Annotated in this window: 22 protein-coding genes and 1 pseudogene; 3 read left to right on the plus strand and 20 right to left on the minus strand. The window is 61.2% G+C overall.

All coding sequences use genetic code 11. The features are described from left to right. Positions 1–181: 181 nt before the first annotated feature. The 9 genes from RTP54_RS25320 to RTP54_RS25360 all read right to left on the minus strand — a co-directional run bounded on the left by RTP54_RS25320 (position 182) and on the right by RTP54_RS25360 (position 10,927). Positions 182–2,767: an HWE histidine kinase domain-containing protein gene (locus RTP54_RS25320; protein ID WP_312366353.1), complete on the minus strand. Its 2,586-nt coding sequence runs from the start codon at positions 2,765–2,767 to the stop codon at positions 182–184. After that, entirely contained in the window at positions 2,709–3,266 is a 558-nt protein-coding gene (locus RTP54_RS25325; RefSeq protein ID WP_312366354.1) for a biliverdin-producing heme oxygenase, read from the minus strand. The genes RTP54_RS25320 and RTP54_RS25325 overlap by 59 nt, the downstream gene beginning before the upstream one ends. Positions 3,267–3,537: 271 nt before the next feature. Further along, positions 3,538–4,716 carry a cyanate transporter gene (locus RTP54_RS25330; protein ID WP_312366355.1) on the minus strand — a complete coding sequence of 393 codons (1,179 nt, stop codon included), beginning with the start codon at positions 4,714–4,716 and terminating at the stop codon, positions 3,538–3,540. Between the two features lie 143 nt (positions 4,717–4,859). Next, positions 4,860–6,653 carry an ABC transporter ATP-binding protein gene (locus RTP54_RS25335; RefSeq protein WP_312366356.1) on the minus strand — a complete coding sequence of 598 codons (1,794 nt, stop codon included), beginning with the start codon at positions 6,651–6,653 and terminating at the stop codon, positions 4,860–4,862. Between the two features lie 32 nt (positions 6,654–6,685). Next, positions 6,686–7,048 carry a Rid family hydrolase gene (locus tag RTP54_RS25340; RefSeq protein ID WP_312366358.1) on the minus strand — a complete coding sequence of 121 codons (363 nt, stop codon included), beginning with the start codon at positions 7,046–7,048 and terminating at the stop codon, positions 6,686–6,688. 23 nt (positions 7,049–7,071) lie between these two features. Continuing rightward, a complete protein-coding gene (locus RTP54_RS25345; RefSeq protein ID WP_312366359.1) occupies positions 7,072–7,431 on the minus strand; it encodes a RidA family protein in 360 nt (119 codons plus the stop codon). Positions 7,432–7,466: 35 nt separating this feature from the next. Beyond that, the gene (locus RTP54_RS25350) at positions 7,467–8,282 is read right to left on the minus strand and encodes an ABC transporter permease (RefSeq protein ID WP_312366360.1); all 816 of its coding nucleotides are present in this window, start codon (positions 8,280–8,282) and stop codon (positions 7,467–7,469) included. A gap of 44 nt (positions 8,283–8,326) precedes the next feature. Next, complete coding sequence (locus tag RTP54_RS25355; RefSeq protein WP_112805583.1) at positions 8,327–9,331, minus strand: ABC transporter permease; 1,005 nt, start codon at positions 9,329–9,331, stop codon at positions 8,327–8,329. Between the two features lie 78 nt (positions 9,332–9,409). Then, positions 9,410–10,927 carry an ABC transporter substrate-binding protein gene (locus RTP54_RS25360; RefSeq protein WP_312366361.1) on the minus strand — a complete coding sequence of 506 codons (1,518 nt, stop codon included), beginning with the start codon at positions 10,925–10,927 and terminating at the stop codon, positions 9,410–9,412. Positions 10,928–11,110: 183 nt separating this feature from the next. Between RTP54_RS25360 and RTP54_RS25365 the strand changes: the two genes are divergently transcribed. Then, positions 11,111–11,794: a TetR family transcriptional regulator gene (locus tag RTP54_RS25365; RefSeq protein WP_112805581.1), complete on the plus strand. Its 684-nt coding sequence runs from the start codon at positions 11,111–11,113 to the stop codon at positions 11,792–11,794. Between the two features lie 435 nt (positions 11,795–12,229). Here the strand turns inward: RTP54_RS25365 and RTP54_RS25370 are convergent, their stop codons facing one another. The 5 genes from RTP54_RS25370 to RTP54_RS25390 all read right to left on the minus strand — a co-directional run bounded on the left by RTP54_RS25370 (position 12,230) and on the right by RTP54_RS25390 (position 18,713). Further along, complete coding sequence (locus RTP54_RS25370; RefSeq protein ID WP_112805579.1) at positions 12,230–12,709, minus strand: BA14K family protein; 480 nt, start codon at positions 12,707–12,709, stop codon at positions 12,230–12,232. A 291-nt stretch (positions 12,710–13,000) separates the two neighbouring features. Next, positions 13,001–13,852, minus strand: a complete 852-nt coding sequence (locus RTP54_RS25375) for a ChaN family lipoprotein (RefSeq protein WP_312366364.1) — start codon at positions 13,850–13,852, stop codon at positions 13,001–13,003. Positions 13,853–13,872: 20 nt separating this feature from the next. Further along, positions 13,873–14,586: a hypothetical protein gene (locus RTP54_RS25380; protein WP_312366367.1), complete on the minus strand. Its 714-nt coding sequence runs from the start codon at positions 14,584–14,586 to the stop codon at positions 13,873–13,875. Positions 14,587–14,636: 50 nt separating this feature from the next. Then, on the minus strand, positions 14,637–16,334 hold the full coding sequence (locus tag RTP54_RS25385; protein WP_312366368.1) for an SbmA/BacA-like family transporter: 1,698 nt from the start codon (positions 16,332–16,334) through the stop codon (positions 14,637–14,639). Positions 16,335–16,394: 60 nt separating this feature from the next. Then, positions 16,395–18,713 (minus strand): TonB-dependent hemoglobin/transferrin/lactoferrin family receptor, encoded by a 2,319-nt coding sequence (locus RTP54_RS25390; RefSeq protein WP_312366370.1) that lies wholly within the window; start codon positions 18,711–18,713, stop codon positions 16,395–16,397. Positions 18,714–18,763: 50 nt separating this feature from the next. On the opposite strand from RTP54_RS25390, the gene RTP54_RS25395 reads away from it, so the two are divergent. Beyond that, positions 18,764–18,982 carry a hypothetical protein gene (locus tag RTP54_RS25395; protein WP_312366372.1) on the plus strand — a complete coding sequence of 73 codons (219 nt, stop codon included), beginning with the start codon at positions 18,764–18,766 and terminating at the stop codon, positions 18,980–18,982. Positions 18,983–19,341: 359 nt separating this feature from the next. On the opposite strand, the gene RTP54_RS25400 is transcribed toward RTP54_RS25395, so the two are convergent. Then, the gene (locus tag RTP54_RS25400) at positions 19,342–19,677 is read right to left on the minus strand and encodes a YciI family protein (protein ID WP_312366374.1); all 336 of its coding nucleotides are present in this window, start codon (positions 19,675–19,677) and stop codon (positions 19,342–19,344) included. A gap of 606 nt (positions 19,678–20,283) precedes the next feature. Then, complete coding sequence (locus RTP54_RS25405; protein ID WP_312366376.1) at positions 20,284–20,907, minus strand: TetR/AcrR family transcriptional regulator; 624 nt, start codon at positions 20,905–20,907, stop codon at positions 20,284–20,286. A 70-nt stretch (positions 20,908–20,977) separates the two neighbouring features. On the opposite strand from RTP54_RS25405, the gene RTP54_RS25410 reads away from it, so the two are divergent. After that, entirely contained in the window at positions 20,978–21,847 is an 870-nt protein-coding gene (locus RTP54_RS25410; protein WP_312366378.1) for an NAD(P)-dependent oxidoreductase, read from the plus strand. Positions 21,848–21,986: 139 nt separating this feature from the next. Here RTP54_RS25410 and RTP54_RS25415 read toward each other — a convergent pair. The 4 genes and pseudogenes from RTP54_RS25415 to kduI form a co-directional block, all read right to left on the minus strand. Further along, a pseudogene (locus RTP54_RS25415) lies at positions 21,987–22,190 on the minus strand (LysR family transcriptional regulator); the annotation flags it as partial. Positions 22,191–22,232: 42 nt separating this feature from the next. Further along, complete coding sequence (locus tag RTP54_RS25420; RefSeq protein WP_409517212.1) at positions 22,233–22,577, minus strand: cupin domain-containing protein; 345 nt, start codon at positions 22,575–22,577, stop codon at positions 22,233–22,235. 10 nt (positions 22,578–22,587) lie between these two features. Next, positions 22,588–23,343 carry a 2-dehydro-3-deoxy-D-gluconate 5-dehydrogenase KduD gene (gene kduD, locus RTP54_RS25425; protein WP_312366380.1) on the minus strand — a complete coding sequence of 252 codons (756 nt, stop codon included), beginning with the start codon at positions 23,341–23,343 and terminating at the stop codon, positions 22,588–22,590. Further along, a complete protein-coding gene (gene kduI, locus RTP54_RS25430; RefSeq protein ID WP_312366382.1) occupies positions 23,340–24,182 on the minus strand; it encodes a 5-dehydro-4-deoxy-D-glucuronate isomerase in 843 nt (280 codons plus the stop codon). Before kduI ends, kduD begins: the two co-directional genes overlap by 4 nt. Between the last annotated feature and the right edge of the window lie 15 nt (positions 24,183–24,197).

Below are 24,197 nucleotides of genomic sequence, written 5' to 3' on the forward strand. Positions count from 1 at the left end.
GACGCACAAGCTCCTGCTCAAGCTGTCCGCGAGACGACGACTTGAGGTCCAAGCACAATGTCAGACCCTTCAGTTTGCCGCGACACGGCTTGATCGCCACAACCGGATATCGGAGCGTATGTTTCGACACTAGACAACCGCACAACCCGGCAGCCTGCCACAGGCTCCTGCACCCACAGGGCTATTGATCGCCCAACAGGGATGCAAGCGCCGCTACGATCGCCGTGCGACTATATGGTTTGCGCACGATCGGCACCCCGCTCAGCCCATCCGGCAGAGCCGCGCCTTCGCCGTATCCTGTGGCGAAGACAAAAGGCGTTCCCAATTCGCGAAGTTCCTCTGCTATCGCGAACGAATTGGTCGATCCGAGGTTGATGTCGAGGATGGCGAGATCAGGCGGGCTGGTCTCGATCTGCCTCATGGCCTGCTGCACGGAACTGGCTGTCGCGACCTTGGAGAGACCTTCCTCTGCCAGCATCGTCTCCAGATCGAGCGCAATCAGAATCTGGTCTTCGACGATCAGAACGGCCGGATCAGCAACGCGCAGCGCGTCCTGCCGCATCGACAGATCCTCCGACGCGCGCGCCGAACGCATCACCTTAGACGCTGTCAGCTTCACATGCGGGGGCGGAATGCGAAACATCGCTTCGACACCTGACGGTTCGAACCGGACCGAGCTTTCCCCGTTGAGATCGTGGGGCACGCTGCGTTCGATCAGAGCACTGCCGAAACCGGTGCGAGACGGGATGCTGACACGCGGCCCGTTGCGCTCGCGCCAGCGAATTTCGCAAATGCCGCCATCGTCCATCGACCAGCTGACCTCGAGTTCGCCGGTCGGCATGGAGAGGGCACCGTATTTCGCCGCGTTGGTCGCCAGTTCATGGAAGACGAGCGCCATGACCGAAAATGCCTGGCTGTCGAGCCACACCGCAGGACCGCTGAGCTTCACGGTCGAAACCATGGTGCGATAGGGCTGCAACTCCGCATCGAGAAGATCAGCAAGGATGCCGCCGCCATCGCCGCGCACCACCTGGTCGTGGGCGATCGACAGCGCCTCGATCCGCCCCTGCAGCGTGGCGACATAGTCCTCCAGCGAACTCTTGTGCTGGCGCGGTGTCGCGACCAGCGACTTGATGACGGCCAGGATATTCTTGACGCGATGACTGAGTTCCTGGTTCAGCATGCGCTGGCGAACCTCGGATTTGCGCCGCTCGCCAGCCATCAGTTCATTGTGCCGGAGCACGATCTCGACGATCGCCACGCGCGCGATCTCGGCGATCTCCCTTTCCGACTCGTTCCAGGATTGCGACTGCGCCTTGACCGTTTCCTTCCAGATCGCGAAGCTCTTGCGCGGGGTCAGGCGATCCCCCAGCGGCCCGGTTTCATAGGTCTTTTCCGGGTTTCCGGCCCAGGCCAGCGTCTGCTCCAGTTCCTTACGGAAGAACAGGAGGCAATCTGATCCGGTCTGGGATAGCGGAATGGCAAGCAGCCCCGAGACACGATCGCTATAAGCTGCCGCTTCCGGCATCTTTTGCGACAGCGTATGCGTCGCCCAGACGCGGCCTTCGCTGATGTCCCGGACGAATTCGAGAAGGCCTGGCATCATCTCGGCGGACGGCGCCGTGCCGAGCGACGCCCAGTTGCCGTCGAACATCACCCCGATGCCGTCGCTTCGCAGGAGCTCCGAGAATTCACGCAGGCTCTGGCGCAGCAGTTCGCCGACATCCTCGTGATGCGAGGACAGGATCAGGAACCGGTCGAGCGCTTCGCGCGTTCCGGCGACCGCGGCGACGCGGCGGCGTTCCTTCAGTGATTTCAGATGCAGCGAGAAGAATTCGCCAAACACCTCCATGGCCACGCGCTGCGCCATCGGCAGCGAACGCGGCGAATAGTGGTGGCAGGCAATCAACCCCCAGAGCTGGCCGTCAAGAATGACCGAAATCGACATGGATGCGGCGACGCCCATGTTGCGCAGATACTCGCAATGGATCGGCGACACGCTGCGCAGGTGCGCGAAGCTCAGATCAAGCGGCTCGCCCGATGCATCCAGCTCCGGCTGGATCGGCGCGCGCGCACCGCTGGCATCGGAAATGACGCGGATCGTATTCTTGAGATAGAGGGTGCGCGCTTGCTGCGGAATATCGCTCGCGGGGAAATACTGGCCGAGAAAACTTTCGAGATCGGCACGTTTTGCCTCGCTGACGACCTTGCCGGAGCCGTCATGTTCGAAGCGGTAGATCATCACACGGTCATAGCCGGTCACGCCTGCCACGATGCGCCCGGCGCGCTGAACCAGCCGGTCGACCTCGGTGATGTCGCTGATACGGCCGATCATCTCACGCGCGATATGCAAGGGCTGGCCGATCGACGGCGCCGGTTCGAACTCGATGATGACGGCCGACTTATGCTGGTGCACCGAAATGTCGAAAATGCCGTTGCCGACGGCAATGCCCAGCAGCAGGGCCGGGCGGGATGCGGAGATAGACGTGGTCAGCGCATTGCGCAGATCGTGGAGAAGTGCGTGGCCAAGAACCTCGTCCACGTCGCGACCGAGAAGGTCGCCCGCAAAGCCGAGCATCGCACCGGCATTTGCCGAGATCCGCTCGACTGTCTTCAGCCCGAGATCACAGGCAAGTAGGCAGCCGTGCGGTTGAATGCTGCCGGGAATGTGGATCGGCTCGCGGTCGCAGGTGTCAAGGGAAACAGGTTCATTGGACGACAAGGCAATCACTTTCGAAGCATCGTAGTGCGAAGGCAAAGACGGCATTGGCCGAAGCGGCCGCGCGCTCGATGTTAAAATCCGGCGCACTGTCCAGAAGTACGAGAAAGGATTGCCACTGCGCTATATCATTTGACATGAGGGCGAGGTGCCGCGCACCGAAAGTTTCATCAAGTCCGAGCGCGAGTGCACGCTGCCGCAGCACCCGGGCACCGAGCGTCGACCCCTCAAGAACATAGAGAGTGCCAAGCAAGGCGCTTTCGTCGGCCAGATCGAGGCACACCTTTTGCTGACTTGCCGGCGGCAGTTTTAGATCGAGCGTGTCGTCCGCAAGCGCATCTGCGACCCATGTCGGCCGCCACCGCCACTCATCGGGCCATACGGCGTTAAGCAAAGCCGCATCCATCGTGGCGCGGAACGATCCGATGCGGGCGATGTAGTGGCAATACGCGTCAAGCGTACCGAATGCCCCCACTGCTGCGTCGAGTCGATCATGGCCTTCCCGCGTCCGGTCTCTCAGTTCAAAACGCCGTTGGCTGGGGGCCATTCTGTCTCCGTTCATGGTTTGCCGTTTCGCGATGTCGTCTTGCCCTCGCACACCTGGCGGGGGCCGTCCAGATTCTGGAGAGAAAGCCAACATCAAACGCGCGCCGCAAGCCGAAATCGCGAGGAAATCTAGAGCATGTCGACATAACAACAAGGGAAATGCGAGGAAATTCCAAAGACCGACAGGCGTGCAGAGAGAGTATCGCAGACCTGTCGCACAATCGGCAAGGGTGCTTGCCCCGGCGGCGCGACCGGCGGTCCGTGATGTTTTGTTACGATCCGCCGCTCGGGACGGACCTGGCCGCGCTTGGCATGGCGGCCGCATACCCCTTCGGCGCAAGGCGCATGACCAGGACGACGGCGACCGCGATGCAGCCCATTTGCCAGATCCAGCCGGCTGAAAACCCGCCCGTCAAATCGTGCAGGCTCGACACGATCAGCGGCGGGCACGCGGCAAGAAGGAAGCCGCCGCCCTGCATCAGAGCCGAAAGCGCGCCAGCCGGTACGGGATCGCTGAAATGATCGAGCGCCACGACAAGGGACAGCGCGAAACACCCACCCAGTCCGAATCCGGTCGCTGCGACGAAAAGAAACGGTGCAAGGTCGGGCGCAAGCGCAAAGCCGGCAAAACCTGCAAACTGGCAGCCGAGCGTCAGCCACAGCCATGGCCGATGGTCGGATCCGTTGCGGTGCGCCAATGCCGGCAGAAAGAGGGCTGCCGCAGCCTGGCAGATTGCCATGACGGCAAGCAGACTGCCGCTCGCCGAAGCGCTCCAGCCAAGCTGCTGATAGGAAGGAGCGAGCCAGACCACGACGGATGTGTAACCGCCGTTGACCAGACCGAAAAAGGCCATCAGCAACCAGGATCGCGGCCGTGCCAGCAAGGCTCTGACGACATTGCCTTCGGGCATGCGCGGTCGGTCGGCCGGAAGGACACGCCACGCAACAATGGCGGCGAAAAGCCCCAGCAAGGCCAGCGCGCCCAGCCCGATGTGCCAGCTTCCCGTCAACTCCATGAGGATGGGAGAGGCCTGTGCGCCGAGCGCGCCGCCGCCCAAAAGCATCGCGGAATAGAGCCCCATGACCGGCCCCGCCTGTTGCGGGAACTCGCGCTTGATGATGCCTGGGAAGAGAGCCTGCACCACCGCGACGCCGAACCCTGTCAGCGCCGCCGTACCCACCATGGTCCAGGCGCTCGAGACGAAGAACCGCAGGAATGTCCCGAGCGTGATGAAGACGAGCGCCGCGATGACTGCCGGGCGTGCGCCGAGAAGTCGTTGCAGGGCGGGGCCGAGGAATGCGAGACACCCCATCAGCACCATGGGTACGAACGTCAGCAGCGCGAGACCATGCGAACTGAGACCAGTGCCAGCGCGAATGCTCTCGGCCAGAGGTCCGATGCTTGTGATGAACGGGCGAAGATTGAGACCGATGACAGCGACTGCAATCAAGAAAGTCCAACGCGACCCGGGATGGCCCTGCATGTGTTTGTCCTGTCGTCGACGCTGGTGCCGGCACGGCTGTTTGCGCCCGGATCCAGAGCGGGACCGAGCGCGTATCCAAGTGGTGGATGCCGGCCGGCGGCCGAAGATGGCTAGGCTATGCGAGCATAGTGTTCGATGCCGACCGCCTTCATGGGCGGCGTTTCATGCCGATAACCCGGCGGACGGATCGGGCTCCTGAGTTCGCGCGCTGCAAAGACGCGGGCCCGACGCTGATCCGGATGCACGATCGGTACGGCAGACAGCAATTGCTGTGTGTAGGGGTGGGCGGGCGCGCCCAGGACCGCGTCTCGCGGGCCGATCTCGATGATTTCGCCCAGATACATCACGGCGATGCGATCGCTGACACGCTCGACGACGGCCATATCATGCGAGATGAACAGGATGGAGATTGCAAATTCCTCCTGAATTTCGGCAAGCAGGTCCAGGATCTGACCCTGGATGGAAACGTCGAGGGCCGAAACCGGCTCATCGGCGATGATCACCTTGGGATTGAGTGCCAGAGCCCTGGCAATGCAGATCCGCTGTCGCTGGCCACCCGAGAACTGATGCGGGTAGAGGCTTGCCTGCGCCCGGGTCAGACCAACCCTGTCGAGCAGACCGAAGACGCGGTCCCGGATTTCAGTCGGGCTGCCGCTACGATGGATGCGCAAGGGTTCGGAAATGATCTGCTCGATCGACATGCGGGGATTGAGCGACGCATAGGGGTCCTGGAACACCATCTGGATGCGCTTGCGCATCTGCGTCATTTCGGACGCGCCGACGCCTTCGAGATTTCGCCCCTGAAGCAGGACCTCACCACCATCAGGGCGGATGAGCCGCATGATGCTCTTGCCGGTCGTGGATTTGCCGCAACCGCTCTCGCCGACGAGCGACAGCGTCTCCTTTTCCCTGAGATCAAAGGACACATCCTCGACGGCGTGGACATTGGCAACGACGCGCTGGAACATGCCCTGGCGGACGGCAAAGCGCGTCACCAGATTGCGCACGCTGAGGACGACCTCCGGTTTGGATGTCTCTTCGTCAGGCGTGTGGGCCGGTGCCTCGGTCACGCTTTGCACACCACACTCCATCCGGGCGCTGAGCTTCGGTGCGGCATCGAGCAAGCGGCGGGTATATTCATGCTGCGGCGCATTGAAGATGGCGTGCACGTCGCCGCTTTCGACCACCTCGCCCCGCAGCATGACGACGACCTTGTCGGCGATCTCGGCGACGACACCCATGTCATGGGTAATCAGGAGAATGGCCATGCCGGTCTCGCGCTGGATGGTCTTCAAGAGCGCAAGAATTTCGGCCTGTACGGTGACATCCAGTGCCGTCGTCGGCTCGTCGGCGATCAACAGGTCCGGCTTGCACAGGATGGCCATGGCGATCATCACGCGCTGGCGCATTCCACCTGAGAGTTCGTGCGGATACTGTTTCAGCCGGCGCTCGGGCTCCGGGATGCGCACCTGCTGCAGTGCGTTCAGCGCGATCTTGTCGGCCTCGGCCCGGCCGGCCTTGCGATGCTTGATCACGACCTCGCACAATTGCTGACCGATGGTCAGCACGGGGTTGAGCGAGGTCATGGGTTCCTGGAAGATCATGGCGACGCGGTCGCCCCTGACCTGCTGCATCCGGGCCTCATCCTGGACAAGCAGATCGGTCGCCCCCCCTGCCCTTTCGCTCAGCATGGCCCGGCCCCGAACAATCTCGGCGCCCATGAACTCGACCAGCCGCATGATGGATTTGGCCGTGACCGATTTGCCCGACCCGGACTCCCCGACGATCGCGACGACCTCGCCGCGACCGATGGCGAGGTCGATGCCCTTGACGGCAAGCGCACCGTCCGGCGCACCATGAAACTTCACGGCAAGATCGGAAATGCTGAGCAGGTTCTCGGTCACGGTCGTCTCCAGGTTAGGCAGTTGATGCGGTGTCAGCAGGCGGCGTAGGCGCGAATTTCGACCGCGCAGTCACGCCGTGCCGCATGCCCGGTCACGACGGACAGAGCGGGCACGCCCTCGGGATCGATCCAGTCGTTCCAAAGCACGCAAAACGCCGGATATTCGGTGATGTCGAACAGCCAGACCTGCACCATGAGGATCTTTCTGCGCGACGAGCCGACGCTCTCGAAATATTCTTCGATGGCGTTCAGGATCTGCAGCGACTGGTCCTTGAGGTTGCCGGTCTTGTCCGGGGCGGTCAGGCACACGGATGCCAATGTGTCGGAAGCCTTGCCGAGGCATATGCGCGGCTGATGGCCGGCACCGTCCTTCTTGCCGAGTTCTCTTAGTTCCATGGGGTTCTCCTTCGGAAGGCCGCTCAGGCGCGATAGGCGATGACGACAGCCTCGACGAGAACGTCCGAACGGTAGAGCTCTCCGCTGACGCAGGTCCGTGCCGGCGGGTGCGCCGTGTCGGCCCATTCGTTCCAGACGGAGTTCATCGCCCCGAAGTAGCGCATGTCCTTCAGCCACACATGCACGACGAAGATCGACCTCTGGTTCGATCCGGCCGCTTCCAGCAGCCGATCGATGGTCTTGAAGACCTCGCGGGTTTGCTCCTTGATGTCGCCGCTGGTGTCGGTGGCGTGCACGCCCGACAGGAAGACCATGTCGTTATGGACGACAGCCATGCTCTTGAGGGCGCCATCCGCCATCGATGTTTCGATACGCTCAACCAATGCGATAATCCTTCTCTTCTTTAGGTTTGGAACCGTCACGCGCGGTTCAGGCGGGGATCGAGATGCGTTCTCAGGACATCGCCCAGGAGATTGATGGCGAGAACGGTGCAGAAGATGCAGAGGCCGGGAAACAGCGCCATCCACCATGACGTGCTGATGTAGGCGCGCGCATCCGACAGCATGCCGCCCCAGGTCGGGGTTGTCGCCGGCACGCCGAGCCCGAGGAAACTGAGGCTGGATTCGGCGATGATCGCCGTCGCCATGGCGAAGGTCGCGACGATCAAGGCCGACTGGATGAGGTTCGGCAGGATATGTGTGCGCAGGATCCTGGCATTGCTGGCGCCGAGCGAGCGGGCGGCGGAAACGAACTCCCGCTCGCGCAGGCTGAGGGCTTCGGCGCGCGCAAGGCGGCAATAGGGGATCCAGCGCTGCGACGCCAAGGCAACGATCAGGATACCGAGGCCCTGGCCGAGAAAGGCGACGATCGAGATCGCGAGCAGCAGCGGCGGGAATGCCCAGACGACTTCCAGGAATTTCTGGACGATCGAGTCGACGCGGCCGCCGTAATAACCCGAAACGACGCCCAGGGTGACGCCCACCACGCCGGAGAACAGAACGACGGCGACGGCGATCAGGAGCGAGACGCGCGAACCATAGATGATGCGGCTCATCATGTCGCGCCCGACATGATCCGTGCCGAGGAAATGCGGCCCCGTCAGTTGCGGCGGCGTCATCGCCAGCATCAGATCCTGCCGGTTCGGGTCGAATGGCGCAATCAGCGGCGCGAAGGTAGCAGCCAGCAGCAGGAGTACGATGACGGCGAGGCTGAAGGCACCCTTCGGCGATTTCATGGCCTGCGCGAGTTTTCGAGTTTTGGAGGAGCGAACCATCCTAGTCACCCCATACGGATGCGCGGGTCGACGATGGTATAGATCATGTCGATCGCAAGGTTGATGAGAACGAACAGCGTCGTGTAGACGAGCACCAGACCGGTGATCAGCGGGAAGTCTCTAAACGAGATGCCCTGCAGCAGCAGGTAGCCGATACCCGGCCAGGAGAACACGGTTTCGACGATGATGGCGCCGCTGATAAGGGTGCCGAATTCGAGACCGATGATCGTGATGACGGCAATGAGCGCATTGCGGAACGCGTGGCGCCACAGCACGACGCGTCCGCTCATCCCCTTGGCGCGCGCCGTCATGACGTAATCCTCCTGCAGGTTCTCAAGCACCGAGGCGCGAGTGATCTGCATGATGATGCCTGTCATGTTGGTACCGAGGACCACGACGGGAAGCGCAAGGTGGCGAAGAGAGTCCCACAGGGCGTCCCAGCGACCGGCAATGATCGCATCGACCGTCAGGAATCCGGTGACCCGTTCGACATTCAGGCCCCAGGTTTCCCGGCCACCTGACGGCAGCAGATTGAAGGTGCCGGCAAACAGCAGGATCAACAGGATGCCGAGCCAGAAGTTCGGCAGGCTGATCCCGAAGAAGCCGCCGATCGAACCGACAGTGTCGACGATGGAATTTGGCCGGCTGGCTGCCCAGACACCGAGCGGAAGACCGATGGCGACAGCCAGCAGCGTCGAGTAAATGGCCAGTTCGAGGCTCGCCGGAAGGCGTTCCAGGATCAGTTGCATGACCGGCTCGCGATAGCGGAAGGATTGGCCGAAATCGCCCATCACCGCGTTCTTGAGGAAGGTCAGGTATTGCACGTAGACCGGCTGGTCGAGGCCCCAGGCCGCGCGGATCGCCAGCCTGACCTCCTCGGTCGCCTCGTCGCTTACCAACATGTCCACCGGATCGCCGGGGGCGAACTGGACCAGTGCGAAAATCAGAAGCGAGACCATGAACAACACCGGTATGGTGCCTGCCACGCGTCTCAGCGTGTAGCCAAGCATGGGAGATCCTTGGAGCTCTGGAGGGGGTAGGCGCCGGGGCTACGCGTCAGACGGCCCCGGCGTGGAAGGTGGTCGCGGCTAGCGCAGGTGGATTTCCCAGCCGTTGACCCGGTCAGCCTTGCTCGGCTTGTAGTCGACGCCCTTGGCCACCCCCCAGCTCAGCTTGTGCAGCCACAGGAAGCAGGCCGGAGCATCTTCAGTGATAGCCGTCATTGCCTTGGAAAGCATGGCGACACGCTTTTCGGGGTCGAATTCCTGGCGCTCGGCCTGGAGCAACGCGTCGACTTCAGGGTTTGAATATTTCAGACGCGGCGAGGCGTCGGTCTCGAAATACTGCGCCAGCGCTGGTGATGGATCGAGCATGTTGCCGCGGCCCATGTAGTAGAAGGGCGTGTCGCCGCGCTGAACGTTGGTCCACAGCGTTGCCCATTCGGGCGTCTGGAGCGTCGCCTTGAAGCCGACGTCCTGGAGCATCGGAATAACCGCCTCGGCGATCTGACGGTCGGCGATGTAGCGTCCCACCGGCGAATAGAGATCGACGCTCGCACCGACTGCGCCCGCCTCCTCCAGCAATTTCCTCGCCTTGTCAGGATTGTAATCGATCGGCGAGACATAGGCCGGATCGAAACCGAGCTGGCCCGCGCCCACCGGTCCGTTCAGCAGCGTCACCTGATTGCCGAGGATTGCCCTGGCGATGCCTTCACGGTTGATCGCATGGCAGACCGCCTGGCGCACTTTCGGATTGTCCCAGGGCGCGGTCTTTGGGCTCATCGCAATGAACATCGCCTCGGCGGAATCGACCATCTCGGCCGTGGCGTTCGGCAATTGCTGGACGCGGCTGACGAGTTGCGGCGGAATGCCCTGTGCGATCTGTATCTCGCCATTCGCAAGCGCCGTCACCCGCTGCTCGGGCTCGGCCATCATGCGATAGATGATGCGCTTGGGGTTGGTCGGCTCGACCATCGGGTGATCGTCGACACGCTCGATCACGATGTGGCTGCCGATGCCGACCTCGACGAGGCGATAGGGACCCGCACCGACCGGATGCTCGCGATCGGCGACCTTCGCGCCATGCTCATCGTAGATCTTCTTCGAGGTGATCTGCATCGTCGCCAGATAGTTCGGCAGTGTCGCCATCTTCTGGGTCGTCGTGATGCGTAGACGCCGATCGTCAAGAGCCTCGGCCTTTTCAATGTACTGGACCGATGCCTGCGACATGCTTTCCGGATCGTTGCGCGAGCGCTCGATCGAATGGATCACGTCAGCGGCGACAACCGGCTCGCCATTGTGGCGCTTCCAGTCGGCGCGCAGCGTCAGGATCCAGTTCAGATCGTCTTCCGGCTCCAGGCTTTCGGCCAGGAACGGAACGAACTTGCCCGTCTCGAAATCCCAACGGGTGAGGCAACCGTAAACCTGGCACCAGATGGAACCGATGAGCACCACGGAATCGGCATACGGATTGTTCCCGGTAATCCCCTCCGTGATCGCAACGGTGATCTGATCGGATTTTTGCGCCTGCACCTGCTGGGCCGCCCCGCCCGCCATGGCTGCAGCCGCGCCACCGAGCAAAAGAATTCTCTTGATTGCCTTCATCATGCACCCCTCCCCACTACCGCCCGCTCCTCGGGCGGAGGCTCCTCAAATTTGCTCTCTGCACCGCAAAAAGCCGCTCCTCTATTTTTGTAAGTATGCTATTACTTACTTGGTTGTCAATTGCCACGATGACCGGATGCGGTAGAAAGATCTCTGCCGATCGGCAAATTGAAGGATGGGTTGAAAATGCGTGACGCGGGCAACGGTGATCACCAGGGGGAAACAAGCGGCACGCGCTCGCGCAATGCGCAGGCGACGCGGCGATCCATCCTTGAAGCGGGGATAGTGGAGTTCTGCGAGCACGGCCTGAGCGGCGCCAGCACCGCCCGCATCGTCGAGCGCGCGGGTTGCAACATCCGGATGCTGTACCACTATTTCCAGAGCAAGGAGCTGCTCTACAAGGCGGCACTCCAGGACGTTTACGACGACCTTCGCAGCAACGAGGCAGGGCTCAATATCCTTGATCGCGATCCGGTCGAAGGGATCGCGGCACTGACGGCCTTTACTTACGACTACATGGCGGCGACGCCGGCCTTCATCAAAATGGTTCTGGCGGAAAACCTGATGCAGGGAGAATTCATCCGCACGATCGACAGCATACCCCGCTCGTCCCGACCGCTGATCGATTCCATCCAGACGCTGCTGGATCGCGGTGAAGCGTCTGGCGGCATCAAGCCGGGCATCGATGCCATGCAGCTATACATATCGATCGTCGCGCTGAGCTTCATCCACATATCGAGCCGCTACACGCTATCGGTCACATTCGGGGTTGACCTATCGTCGGAGCGGATCGTCACCGAACGACGGCGGCATGTCGTTGACTTGATCGAAACCTACGTGAAATCGGCACCGGCGAGCTTGCCCGTCTAGCTCTGCGCATGGACCGCAAAGCAGCTGCCGTGCGTTTCGGCGGCAGCGGACAACGCTGCCGCCGTTAACCGTGAACAGCGGGTCGCGACACGGGATTGTTCAACATCAAAGGTGTCTGCCCCACCCGGATCGAGGGAACGGCAGCGACGGCCGCTGCGCTAGGCGAGGACTGGACAAGCGGAACGAGATACAGAACTGACATCACCACCGCGGCGACAGATGCAGCCGCCCGACCCGCAGCTTCTCGACAACTTCAAGAACGCCGGCAGGACAATCGAACAGAAAGCCGAAATTGTGCTTGGCTCGCTGATGGCGCAGCCGTTGTCGCGCTGATCCATCGCTGTCCGCACGATCGGTCCCGGCGGGTTACCACCTCCGCTGACTGCCGCCCTGACCGAAGAACGCCTGCCCGGGGCTACAAAAGTCAAAGAAGGCTCAGTAGGGTGAATAGCACTGCCTTCTGAAACCGCTATAGGGCTGAAACGTGTTGTCGGAGGCTCGATAGGACCTGTAACGGGCGTAACACCAGCGCACATGCGGGCTACCTGAGACAACTCTCGGGCCGCTCTCGTATCTTGGCTGGCTCGACAATCCGCCAATGATTGCGCCGGCAGCAAGACCACCCACGAATGCGCCGAAGTCATTGTCGTGGTGGCGATAGTGGCTGCGGTAATTGTCCCGGTAATAATCGTCACGGTCGTAGCCCCGTCGATCGTGGCGGTAGCCTTGACCGCAATAGGGCAGGCTACATCCGCTGAAATTCTTGCGCGCTTCGCCCCTCTCATAGGTGAATTGTACGGACTGAGCCGCGTCTGTTTGCAAAGCAAGCTTCGGAGCAATCGGAAACGCCTGAGCAACTGGCGCGCTGGCCATTGCCGTCAACGCCGCGAGTGTGAGAACTGTCAAGGTCTTCATTGCCTTCACCATATCCTTTGACGGAAGATAAAAACCGGCATGAAGAAGTAATGATCGAGATCGAATTTTGTGCCGCGAACTCCCATCACGAAGGCTTGATCGCTTGGATGACTGCAGTTTGAAATAGCGGATGCCATCAGTCGGTCGCGGCGGCGATAAGAGTGCTCGAGCCCCGCGAACACCGGACCGGCCTATAGTTTTCCGTGATCTCGCTACGCCCCTAGCCGAGGCACAGGCACCCGATTGGTCGCCTGACGTGTCTTCAAGCGCGGAAACATCTGCAATGAGCCCTCATGGACTTGGTGCGCGCTGCGCAACCGAACGCCCGATCGGCGGAAGTCTGAACAGGCCATCGGCGACAGCCTCCGGTTCCAGACGGACCGTTTCCGTGTCGTTCGGCAACAGCACGGCGACATCTTGAATGCCGAGATCAGCGAGCTGGTAGGGCGTACCGTGACCATATTCGAGGTGGCCGCGGCCGATGATGCCGACCACCAGCGCGGGCCCATGTTCGCCGATCGCCTCGGCAATGTTGCAGGCAAATGCCCGGTCCCATGTCTGCTGTGCCCGGACGAACCGGTCGAAGGCCAGATCATCGGGCGATGTCGCCTGCCGGTCCGGCCTGCTGCCGCCGGTGATGTCGAACAGATATTGCCGGTAGGCCGCCGTCGCCGGCTTTGCGGGCGTGACGCCGTCGCGGTCGCCGACGGGGATTTCATCCCAACCCAGCTTGCCGACCTCGGTGACCAGGGCCCGACGGCAATTCAGCGCCTTCATCGCAACGCCATATTGCCGGCAAAAATGGAAGATCGGCATGTAGAGATCCGCCGGAAAACCCCAGACCGTCCGCCACTCTGCCTCATCGAGAAAGGCCACGTCGCTCAGCGCACCCGCAACCCATTTGTCGAGGGCCGGCTGCACCCGGCGCGGAAACATCTCGAAGCCGACGACGACATCGGTGCGGTGGGCGTAAAGGCCAGCGAGTACATGAAGCTGCCAACGATGGATGTCGTATCGGTCATGGCTCTCCCCGAGAAGGACAGCGCTCTTTCCCGCCATCTGCGCCATCAGCCTGTTATGCGGGACGGTTTCGCCCGTACCAGGCACGAGCCATGTGGCGGGAGAATGTGCAACGGTTGACATGTTAATCTCGCTGCTCCCGTTCAGGCCGATACGGCGGCCGCAAGGCGCACGGTGAGGCCGATTTCCTTTTGTTGCGCATCGAGGGCGCGGAAGGTCGTAGCTCCGCCCTCCTCGTGTTCGGCCCAGGCGGCAACGGCACCACCGAGCAGATGCAGATGGAAGTCCGACGTCATCACATTGATGAACCCCATCGCCGGCTTTACCTTTTCGACGGTCCCCGACCAGGATTGGCCGAAGCCTGGGGCTTCGAATGAAATCACAACAGGCCGCGCCGTTTGAAGCGCGAGGTTCAGCGGCTTCAGCCCGGCATCGTTCTCAGCGACGTCAGGGCGCTCAGGGCGCCCGGGCTTATCGGCTTCGCTTTCGCCCGCCTCGATGTGCAGGCCGTCCAGCGCCTTCTCGAACGGATCCAGTCCATCAAACCCGACGACGCTGAAAACGGGCTCACCCTTTTCGTCGTTGAAGTCGAGGCGCGGATAGACCTGTCCCTGCATCACGCTCGAGGTGTCGGCGACGATGGTCACCACCAGGGCCGGATCGATGCTGCTGTCATGGCAGGCGCCCCGACAGACGATCCGCTCAGCTTCGACGGCGACAGTCTCGACCGCGCCGATGCGTTCGTGGGTGGCGCCGTTGCGTTTGCCGATGATCATGAGCTTGCCGATCAGCGGCAGTTTTTGCAGCACCGCTTCGGCGGGTTCGCGCAGGATACGGCGTGTCGCTGGTTCTGTCATTTATGATGTCCTCTCGTGGTTCTGTCTTGGATGGTCATGCGGCCTGGCATTCAGGCGGCGACGGCTTGGTCGCGCGCCAGATCCAGATCGATCGTTCTGAAGGCGCCGAGCGCCTGCGGCGGGCGGTGCGCGATAATGATGAGCGTGGTGTCGGGCAGGCACTCGCGGACACGTTGCAGCAATTGCGTTTCGGCCGCAGCGTCGAGCGCACTGGTCGCCTCGTCTAGCATCGCCCAGCGGGGCGCCTGCCCCAGCAAGCGCGCGATCGCAAGGCGCTGGCGTTCGCCACCTGACAAACCGGCCTCTGAAACCGGTTCACCGCCGTCGCACAGACGGTGCCCCAGCCCGACCTCCGCCAACAGCGTCCTGATGGCGCCAGCACCGATCTCCTCCACCCGTGACGGATAGGCGACCGCCTCTTCGAGCGTGCCGAGCGGCAAATAGGAGGACTGCGGCACGAACATCCAGCCCTCGCGCGTGCGGCTGACTTCGCCTTGCCCATGCGGCCAATAGCCGGCGATGGCCTTCATCAGGGTGGATTTTCCGATTCCGGACGCACCCTTCAGCCAGACGCATTCGCCGGGGCGCACGGACAGTTCGGCAAGGTCGAGCAGGTGGCGATCATCCGGCGTGCTAAGACGCAGGCCCGTCAGTCGCAGACCGTCGGCCCGATCTGCATGGGCGATTGCGGACCGCGTTTGGGCGCGGCGTCGCGCATTTTCCATGAAATCATCCAGGCGCGTGCCGGTTGCCACAAGATCCGCGAGATCGCGGTAGGAGAAGATGAACCATGAAAGCGTCGTCACCACCTGCGAAAAGGCCGTGCTGAGCTGCATCAGGCCGCCGAAGGCGACATGGCCCGCGATGTAACCCGGCAGGGCGACGAACAGGGGAATGCGCAGGACCGAATGGGTGAAGGGATAGGTGAAGCTTCCGAGCACGAACTCGCGCCGGATCAGTCGCCGCCAATTGTGCGCCAGGGCGCCGAACCGCTGCTTGAACTGGCGAACCTCCGCCGCCTCGCCGCCCGCCAGCGCCACTTCGTCGAAGCTGCTGCGCCAGCGCGCCATGGCGTAGCGAAAATCCGCCTCACGATGTTGCTGCTGGGCAAAAAGCGATTTCAGGGGCTTGCCCAGCAAATGGGTGACCACGCTGCTGATGGCGACATATAGGAAGGCGGCCCAGACCATGTAGTGCGGGACCTCGATGTCGATGCCGAGCAGCGCCAGGCTCAACGGAAAATCCGCTAGCGTCCACAGGAGCGCCACGAAGGAAAACAGCCCGACGACGCGGGAGATGAGGTCGAGTGCCTCGTTCAACGCACCCCGCACGAAGAGGCGGCAATCCTCGGCGATGCGCTGGTCAGGATTGTCAACGCGGCCGTCGGTGGCATTCGCCATGTGCCAATAGGCCTTGTCCGTGGTCCAGAGCGCGATCGCCTTTTCGGTGAGCTTCTGCCGCCAGCGGATTTCAAGGATCTTGCGCAGATATTCCGCGATCAGATGCCGCGCCGAATTGAGGCCGACAATGATGGCGAACACCCCGATCTGCGCGAGGATGGCCGGACCGTCGATCTCTTCGATCGCGGAGTAGAAGGCGCCGGTCCATTCGATCAGGCGAACGCTCGCGTAGACGCTGCCGAGCGTCAATGCGATGACGATGCCCAAGAGGGCCAGATCGGTTTTTCCGCCGGGGTGGCGGATGCAGATGGCAATCAGGCGCTGGAATTGTCCGGCTAGCTTCAGCATGACTTCGTCCGTCAGATCGAGGGGTGTGGACGCGCGACGCGCGTCCACGTCAGGTCGGGGCTAGAAGCGAACCGTGGCGCCCAGCTTGAACGTCCGGCCGGGAGCGGTCTGCAGCTCGAGCGGATTGACATTTGCGACCGCAGCCGAACTTGGAACGCGCTGAAAACCCGTGACGGTATTCGGGAAATAGCGACGATCGAAGATGTTCTGGATGCCGGCGGTCAGTTCCACGTTTTCGCGCGGCTGCCATTTGGCGTAGGTGTCGAAGACGGCGTAGCCCGTCGGCAGGAAGTAACCCGGATCGCTACTTTCGGTGCGGCCGGCCGCAAAGGTGCCGAAGAGTTCGAACTGCAGCCCGTAATCTGGCAGCTCGTGCTTCAGCCCGAGGACGGCGGTGAGCGGCGTCGCGCCGTCAAAGGCGGTCGTTGCAGCGCCCGAGGAAACGCGCTGGCGTCCCTTGGTCCAGGTGATGTTGGCCGACGCGGTCGTGTTGTCGAAGACTTCGTATTCGCCGCCGAACTCGATGCCCCAGAGCTTGACGTCCTCGACGTTGTTCGACGTGTAGCCAACGACCGGTATGCCACCCGGCGCAATGATGTCAACCGGCTGCAGGCTGCGAATGAAATTCGTATAGTCGGCATAGAACGTCGCGACGGTGAAGTAGCCGCGATCGAGTTCACCGCGCAGACCGATCTCGTAGCTCTCAACCGACTCCGGCTTGAGGGCGGGGTTCGGCACCAGATACGAACCGCTAAACGGATCGCTGCTTGATTGGAAGAGCTGCGCCGAGGTCGGCATCTTGAAACCTTCGCCATAGGAGGCATAGGCCGAATAGATGTCGTCGAACTTGTAGATCGCTCCGACGCGCTTCAGGAGCTCGGTCTTGTCCTCTTTCTCCGGACGGAAGCCCGGCAGGCCCGGATAGGAGGCGTCACCCGTCGGGTCGATCGAGTAATGGGCAAGGCGGACGCCCGGATTGACGGTCAGCTGGCCATCGAAGAATTCGATGCTGTCCTGCAGGTAGAAATCGGCGCGCTCGGTGGTCACCCGCGGGAAGCTGAAGCCCTGGTTGATCGCGGTCGTCGTGGTCCCGGTCAGCGAATTGAAGGTCCGGTTGATGCCGGCATAGTCGCCCCTGGTCCGGTCGCCATCAAAGCCATAAGTCAGCGTGTGTCGGGTCGACCCCAGATCGAAGGACGACTGCAGCTGGATATCGGCCTCGAAGAACTCCTCGCTATAGTCGCGATACTGCTCGTGCACCTGGTAGCGATTGGAATAGACGCGGCGCTGACGGCTGTCGGTCACGCGCTTCTGCGGCGACCAGGACAGGTTCCAGTTGACGCTGTCGAGCCACGCAGCACCCACCTGCCAATCGTGTTCGAGCGCGATGCGCTTGCGGCTCATCTCGAGGTCGCGCGGGTAACTGTCGTTGAGATACGTTGTCGTTGTCGGCAGACCCGTGGTCAACGCGCCCATTTCGTAAAGCTGCAGTATGTCGGTATCGCGGCCGAACAGTTCGCCCGTCAGCTTGAACGTGTGCTCGCCATCTGGCGTCCAGACGATCTTGGCCAGTGCATTGTTCACGTCGGTATCGGCCGGGAAGAGCTGATCGCAACCGATGGTGCTACGCGTGCACCCCCAGCTGCCGCCATCAGCGCGCGCCTTGCCGAGTTCGGCCTCGCGGGATGAAACCTGGCCATAGCTGCCAAGCACCTGGACATCGCCGAAATCATAGGCCCCGGTGACCTGCTTGCGCCAGCTGTTGTCGAGGCTGTCGAAACTGGTACTCACTTCGAGCGCCCAGGGCTTCGTCGGATCGACCAAGAGGTCGGACGGGTCGAGCGTGCGGAACATGACCGCACCGCCGAGCGCGTCGGCGCCCCAGAGCACCGAGTTCGGGCCGCGAACGATCTCGACGGCCTTGAAGTTGCTCATGTCGAAGAAGTCGCGGCTGCCGTCGGTGATCCCTTCCTGGATCCGCGAGCCGTCTACCGTCAACTGCACGCGGTTGCCGCCCATGCCGCGGATCGTGAACGCGTTCAATTGCCCCCAGGGATTGGTGATCGAGGTCCGTCGGTCGACGCTGACGCCCGGCTCATAACGAACGAGGTCCTGAATATCCCGGACATTGTGATCGACGATATCTTCGCGGGTGATGACCGAGATCGATTGCGGGACGTCGAGCACTTTTTTCGGCTGACGCGTCGAGGTGACGACGATCCGTTCAAGCGCGGTTGCCTCCGGTTCCGCGCGCTTCGTCTTTTTCTGCGCGTCTTGCGCGCCGGCACTCGTGGCCAGCACCAGCACAATTGCCGTCGAGCAGGCGAGGCGCTGTCCCAGGCCTCTTCCAGTTGGCGCGTCGCTCAAAGTTCTCGTCATACCCAGCCCCCGGGATCAAAACAAAATCAACGGGCGCCTTGTAATTAAACTTGAGTCAAAGAATCAAGTTCAAATATGATAAAAACACTCAAATTTTAGGGACAGCCAAAAACCAGAGGGGCGGCAGTGCAAAAATTGCCCGCCGAACGGCGCAAAAACAAAAACATGGTCAGGGGAAAATGCTTGCCAGCGACGCCAGTTTCGACTGGAAGATGACTTTAAGTCTAGCCACCCGTCACGAAAGAACAAGCGCCGAATCAGCAACCTAGGAACGAAACATCCGAGGTTTGCACCCGACTTTAACGGCGCCAATGCGAGGAAAGACATGCATGAATGGGGGAGCCCATGACGAATACAACCGTAAGTCCGATAGCACGACATCGAGATCGCCGCTGGCTTGGGCACCACCTAGGATGCGGTGAAGGCCGCGCGGAACCTGTTGCGCACACCCCGGGTCGCAGCCCTCGCAACACTAGATCCCATCCGTCCACCATGGCGATAGCTGGCTTCGCGCCCGATCGCTTGCAAACGTTCGATACGCACAGCTGGCGAAACAGCTGGTAAATTGATCTTCGATGCTGCGAGCCACGGGACGTGGCCATTCATGCGCTCCATTTATGACGCATATCTAAAATTTTGCCTCTTTCAATGGCCAAACTTCAACGACGCCATGCGCCACCGCACAAGGCACATGCGAAACCTTCTCGATGGCAGCGGCCAGATCGGGGGCCTCGATGATCGCAAAGCCCGCAATAGGCAAGGCCGACGACATAAACGGTCCATCGCGCGTTTCCATGTCACGGGCCTCTGGATTGCGGACCTGAACCGGTGTGCCTGCTATCCCTATCACAGCGCCTTCGGACCGAAGTTTGGCGTCTTGGGCATGTGCCGCGTCTCTGACAGATTGGGGTGTGCGGTCGTAGCCGGCCGCGTCGCCATATCCGATTGTGATGAACTTGGGCATGGTCTCGTCTCCTTCCGGGGAGTTTGAGCTGCGCTTCGGCCGCAGCGGCGTCATAGGCGCCTCGCAGACTGTCCGACACCGTGGACCGTCATTGGGGTCCGGTATGCCGAGATGGCGCTCTCTCATCTCGGCCATAAATGCGTTCTGCACCACCTGGACCCTCTTCGAGCGCCTGATTGCGGGTTCCCTATTCCGGTGTTGTAGGGAGGAACTGTCGTCCCCAGGCGCCGGGAGCAGAGCGATCCACTTTTCGATCAGGCTGTAGATCGTTCGCTGTTTGTGGTTTGAACATCGGAATGCGTCAGCAGACCCTCAGCGACCAATTTCTTGAGCCTGGCTCATACAATGTTAGTCGCGATCCCTTCGAGCGAATGGCTGAGGATTCGCGAACATGATGTGCCGCAGGATTATCGCGATCACCTCTGCGGCCAGATCGATTGGGCAATTGGATCGCATCTTCATCTCGCAGTGTGGCAAATCTGATTGCATAATGCAACCTGTTGTACCGCAACACTGGTCGCAGGCTTATGCAGGAAAAGGTGGTACCCGCCCTTCGATCCCCGTCGCCGTCGACTATTGACCCTGCTTGCCGTCGTGGGCTCCTTGTCAAAGTTCACCGTCCTTTCCCAGGGTTGCGAGAGCCACGTCACCGAGCTTTGCTGGCCTATCAGCCACAGCTTTTGCGATCAGCGACGTTAATACCGATGTGGCGATCTGCTGGGATATCGCCCCGGCCTGTGTCTCGCTGGCAAGTGCCTCCGCTGCGCCTAAAAGACCGACGCACACAGGACGGAAGTGCTCGTCTTGCAGGTCGGAGAATGGCCGAAGGGCATCACACATCAGCTCGACGTAAACGTTGAGCATGAGCCGTTGCTGCGCGGCCATCTCCTCCGTCCCTTTTAGAGCAGCGGAGATGGCAAGAGCTTCCGGACCAAACTGGGCAAGGCAACTGAAATAGGCTTCGCTGATAACCTTAGCTACGGCGTCGAGCTCAGTTGGCGCTTCATGAAGCGCAGAGCGGAGCCATTGGACATAGTTTTCCTCCAACCGCTTGAACAGCGCCACCAAAAGGCCGGCCCGGGTTGAAAAGTGTTCGTATGCGATCGGACGACTGACCCCTGCTTTTGCGGCCAAGGTCCCGAGCGTCAGCTCATCCACGCCCTGATTCCGGACGATTTCCATTGCGACATCGAGCATCTGTTCGCGACGCATATCTCTCTTGAGCTTCACATTTCCCCCTTGCACAGAAACTTACAATCTGTAAGTTACAGTATGTAGCATCTTAGTCAAGGATGACGTGATGAGTGACGTAGCCGTGATCGGGCTGGGACGTATGGGCAGTGCGCTCGCCAAGGCGCTTGTGACTTCCGGCAAAAGCGTCACTGTCTGGAATCGAAGCCAAGGCAAAACGGACGCTCTGGAGCGCATCGGCGCCCTGAAGGCGGAAACGCCAGCCGCTGCTATTGCCAGCAGCAGTACGCTCATCGTCTGCTTGTCGGACTACGCTGCAACGTCGATCGTCCTCGATGAGTGCCACGCAACCGATTTGCTTGAAGGAAAGACCCTCGTCCAACTCACGTCAGGCACGCCGAAGCAAGCTCGCCATCTCGAGCACTGGGTGGAGGCCCGTGGAGGAAGCTATCTCGACGGCGCAATTTCGGCCTGGCCCGATCAGATCGGTGGACCTGAAGCCTCGATTGTCATCGCCGGGCGAGAAAGCGTCTTAACCTCGGTCGCGCCAATCTTGCAGCTGCTGGCTCCAAATCTTTCTCACGTCGGGACTGACATCGGCCGCGCAAAGATACTCTTCAATGCGGCGCTTTCCTATTTCGCCGGACACTGGATTGGCTTCAGCCATGGGGCGGCAATGTACGCGGCGGAAGGGATGGACGTCGCTGAGTTTGGCGAAACTATCGCTGCCCTGTCACCAATGTTTGCAGACGATGTGCGTCACATGGGACGGGCTATCGCAGGGGACAGATTCGCCGATCCTCAAAGCACCATCAGGTCGGTTGGTGTGGACATTTCCAGGCTTGTGGAAATGGCGGATGATTTGAATATCAGTTCCGCGTTTCCCGAATTTGCTGCCGATCTCTTTCGCAACGCTGCAGAGGCAGGGTATGGCGCAGAGGAGCACTGTGCAATCTACAAAGTCATTCGCACGCGATGAGTAACGTCAGTATGTCGCCTCCAATGCACGAGGCTCCATGTCGAGGATCGCACGAGGTAGGAAGCTTCCTGACGGGCGCAAGTGGTGGCCTGCAAGTCCAAATTCCCTTCAGGAGCGTCAGCGTAAATAGACCGCCCCGTCACCTATCCGCCCTGACCAGCGGCCGCGCGATATCGATGATGTCGTCTCGGGCGGCCGTGGGATCATCCTTCGAAGAGGCGACGCCAAGCCCGATCCTGGAGCCCGCTCCCCTCACCTTTCGAAGCTCGAAATTGCGGTTGGGCAGAACCAGCGTCAATTCCGGTGCAAAGCCGATGCCAAGACCGGCCGAAACCAGCGACACCGCTGCACTTCCTTCCGAAAGATGCTCGGTCCCAACGGTTGGTTAGTTTTCGTTGGAAACCTGTAAGAATTCATCCCGGCGTGGAGTAAACGTATCAATCAGAAGGCCATTCGTCAGCGCGACGACGCCATGGACGAGATTGGGCGCAACGATGAAGCTACTGCCCGGTCCCAGTCGGGTCGTGATGCCGTCGACCGTGACATCGAAGCTGCCTTCTGCAACGTAACTTACCTGTGTGTGCGGATGCGAATGAAGCGCACCGATGGCGTCCTTGTCGAACCGGAAGGCCACGAGCATGAGTTCTGGACGCTGGCTCAACACCGCTCGGCTACTGCCAGGCGCGGTTTCGGTCCAGACCGTATCTTCAGGCAATGAATAGTACTGCAATTTGATCTCCTTATCGGGCGAGCCAACCGCCGTCGACCGGCAGGATGGTGCCATGTACATAGTTTGATGCTGATGCCGCCAGGAAGACTGCTGCACCAACCATATCGTCCGGGCGCGCCCAACGTCCGGCGGGAATGCGTTTCAAGATGTCGGCGTTGCGCTCCGCGTCCGCCCGAAGCGCCGCCGTGTTGTTGGTCTCGACATATCCCGGTGCGATGGCGTTGACGTTTATCCCCTTCGAGGCCCACTCGTTTGCCAACAGCTTGGTGAGCCCGGCAAGCCCGCTCTTGGCAGCCGTGTAGGACGGCACGCGAATGCCGCCTTGAAACGACAGGAGCGACGCGATGTTGATGATCTTCGCACCTCGCCCCGCCGAAATCGCCGACTTCGCAAAGGCCTGGCAGAGAAAGAAAACCGACTTCAGATTTGTATCAAGAACCGCATCCCAATCTTCCTCGGTAAAATCGAGAGCATCAGCCCGCCTGATGATGCCGGCATTGTTGACGAGCACATCCGGGCTGGCACCGGAAGCAAGGGCTTTCGCAATGACGGTGCTCGCTATGCCCGGCACTGATAGATCGGCTGCGATCGACACGAATTTCCGGCCAACGGACGTCACCTCCGCCTCGGTGTCCGTCATGATCGATCGCCCAACTCCGACGATATCGGCGCCAGCCCTGGCAAGCCCGACCGCGATCGCCTGACCGATGCCGGTGTTGGCGCCAGTGACCATCGCCCAGCGGCCCGTGAGATCGAACAGCGTCATCTGAGCGTTTCCATCGGCACCTTGTCCATGTCGGTAAAGCTCATGTTATCGCCGGCCATCGCCCAGATGAAAGCGTAGCGGCCCGTCCCGGCGCCCGAGTGAATAGACCATCCCGGCGATAACACCGCGTCATGGTTCTTCAGGACGACGTGGCGCGTTTCGCTTGGCTCGCCCATGAAGTGGAAGACGCGCGTGCTCTCCTGCATGCCGAAATAGAGATAGACCTCCATGCGGCGATCATGCACATGCGCCGGCATGGTGTTCCAGACGGAACCCGGCTCGAACATCGTGAGGCCGACGAGAAGCTGGCAGCTCTCGCAGACATCCGGGTGCACATACTGGTTGATGGTGCGGGCATTGGATTCCTCCGCAGAACCCAGATGCACCTTCCTTGCCATGTCGCGGCTGATGTGCACGGTCGGACAAGCACGGTGCGCCGGCGCGCTCAGGAGATAGAACAATGCGGGCGCGGCAGGATCGTCGGTCGCAAAACCGAGCGCACCCTCGCCCATGCCGATATAGATCGCCTCCTGGAAACCGAGCGAATGGTTCCGGCTGCCCACCGTGACCACGCCGCTTCCGCCGATATTGACGACGGCGACCTCGCGGCGATCCAGGAAATGCTCCGTGCCCGTCTCGGCGACGCTGTCGATGACGAGTTTTTCGTTTACCGGCGCCACGCCACCGACGATCATCCGATCGAGATGGCTGTATGTGAGATTGATCTCGTCGGGGCGGAAAATGCCTTCGATCACGAAGCCGGCGCGAAGGCCCTGTGTGTCACGCCTTGCGGCATCAGCCGGTCCTACGACCTGACGTGTTGATACGGAAATAGTCACTACATCTGCCTCTCG

The organism is Ensifer sp. (assembly GCF_031989085.1).
Taxonomy (GTDB): domain Bacteria; phylum Pseudomonadota; class Alphaproteobacteria; order Rhizobiales; family Rhizobiaceae; genus Ensifer.

Bases quoted from the DNA above. Each gene is read 5' to 3' on its own strand.
- RTP54_RS25320 (WP_312366353.1), bottom strand. From the start codon at position 2,767: ATGCCGTCTTTGCCTTCGCACTACGATGCTTCGAAAGTGATTGCCTTG.
- RTP54_RS25325 (WP_312366354.1), bottom strand. From the start codon at position 3,266: ATGGCCCCCAGCCAACGGCGTTTTGAACTGAGAGACCGGACGCGGGAA.
- RTP54_RS25340 (WP_312366358.1), bottom strand. From the start codon at position 7,048: ATGGAACTAAGAGAACTCGGCAAGAAGGACGGTGCCGGCCATCAGCCG.
- RTP54_RS25350 (WP_312366360.1), bottom strand. From the start codon at position 8,282: ATGAAATCGCCGAAGGGTGCCTTCAGCCTCGCCGTCATCGTACTCCTG.
- RTP54_RS25355 (WP_112805583.1), bottom strand. From the start codon at position 9,331: ATGCTTGGCTACACGCTGAGACGCGTGGCAGGCACCATACCGGTGTTG.
- RTP54_RS25360 (WP_312366361.1), bottom strand. From the start codon at position 10,927: ATGATGAAGGCAATCAAGAGAATTCTTTTGCTCGGTGGCGCGGCTGCA.
- RTP54_RS25365 (WP_112805581.1), top strand. From the start codon at position 11,111: ATGCGTGACGCGGGCAACGGTGATCACCAGGGGGAAACAAGCGGCACG.
- RTP54_RS25370 (WP_112805579.1), bottom strand. From the start codon at position 12,709: ATGAAGACCTTGACAGTTCTCACACTCGCGGCGTTGACGGCAATGGCC.
- RTP54_RS25375 (WP_312366364.1), bottom strand. From the start codon at position 13,852: ATGTCAACCGTTGCACATTCTCCCGCCACATGGCTCGTGCCTGGTACG.
- RTP54_RS25380 (WP_312366367.1), bottom strand. From the start codon at position 14,586: ATGACAGAACCAGCGACACGCCGTATCCTGCGCGAACCCGCCGAAGCG.
- RTP54_RS25385 (WP_312366368.1), bottom strand. From the start codon at position 16,334: ATGCTGAAGCTAGCCGGACAATTCCAGCGCCTGATTGCCATCTGCATC.
- RTP54_RS25390 (WP_312366370.1), bottom strand. From the start codon at position 18,713: ATGACGAGAACTTTGAGCGACGCGCCAACTGGAAGAGGCCTGGGACAG.
- RTP54_RS25400 (WP_312366374.1), bottom strand. From the start codon at position 19,677: ATGCCCAAGTTCATCACAATCGGATATGGCGACGCGGCCGGCTACGAC.
- RTP54_RS25410 (WP_312366378.1), top strand. From the start codon at position 20,978: ATGAGTGACGTAGCCGTGATCGGGCTGGGACGTATGGGCAGTGCGCTC.
- kduD (WP_312366380.1), bottom strand. From the start codon at position 23,343: ATGACGCTGTTCGATCTCACGGGCCGCTGGGCGATGGTCACTGGCGCC.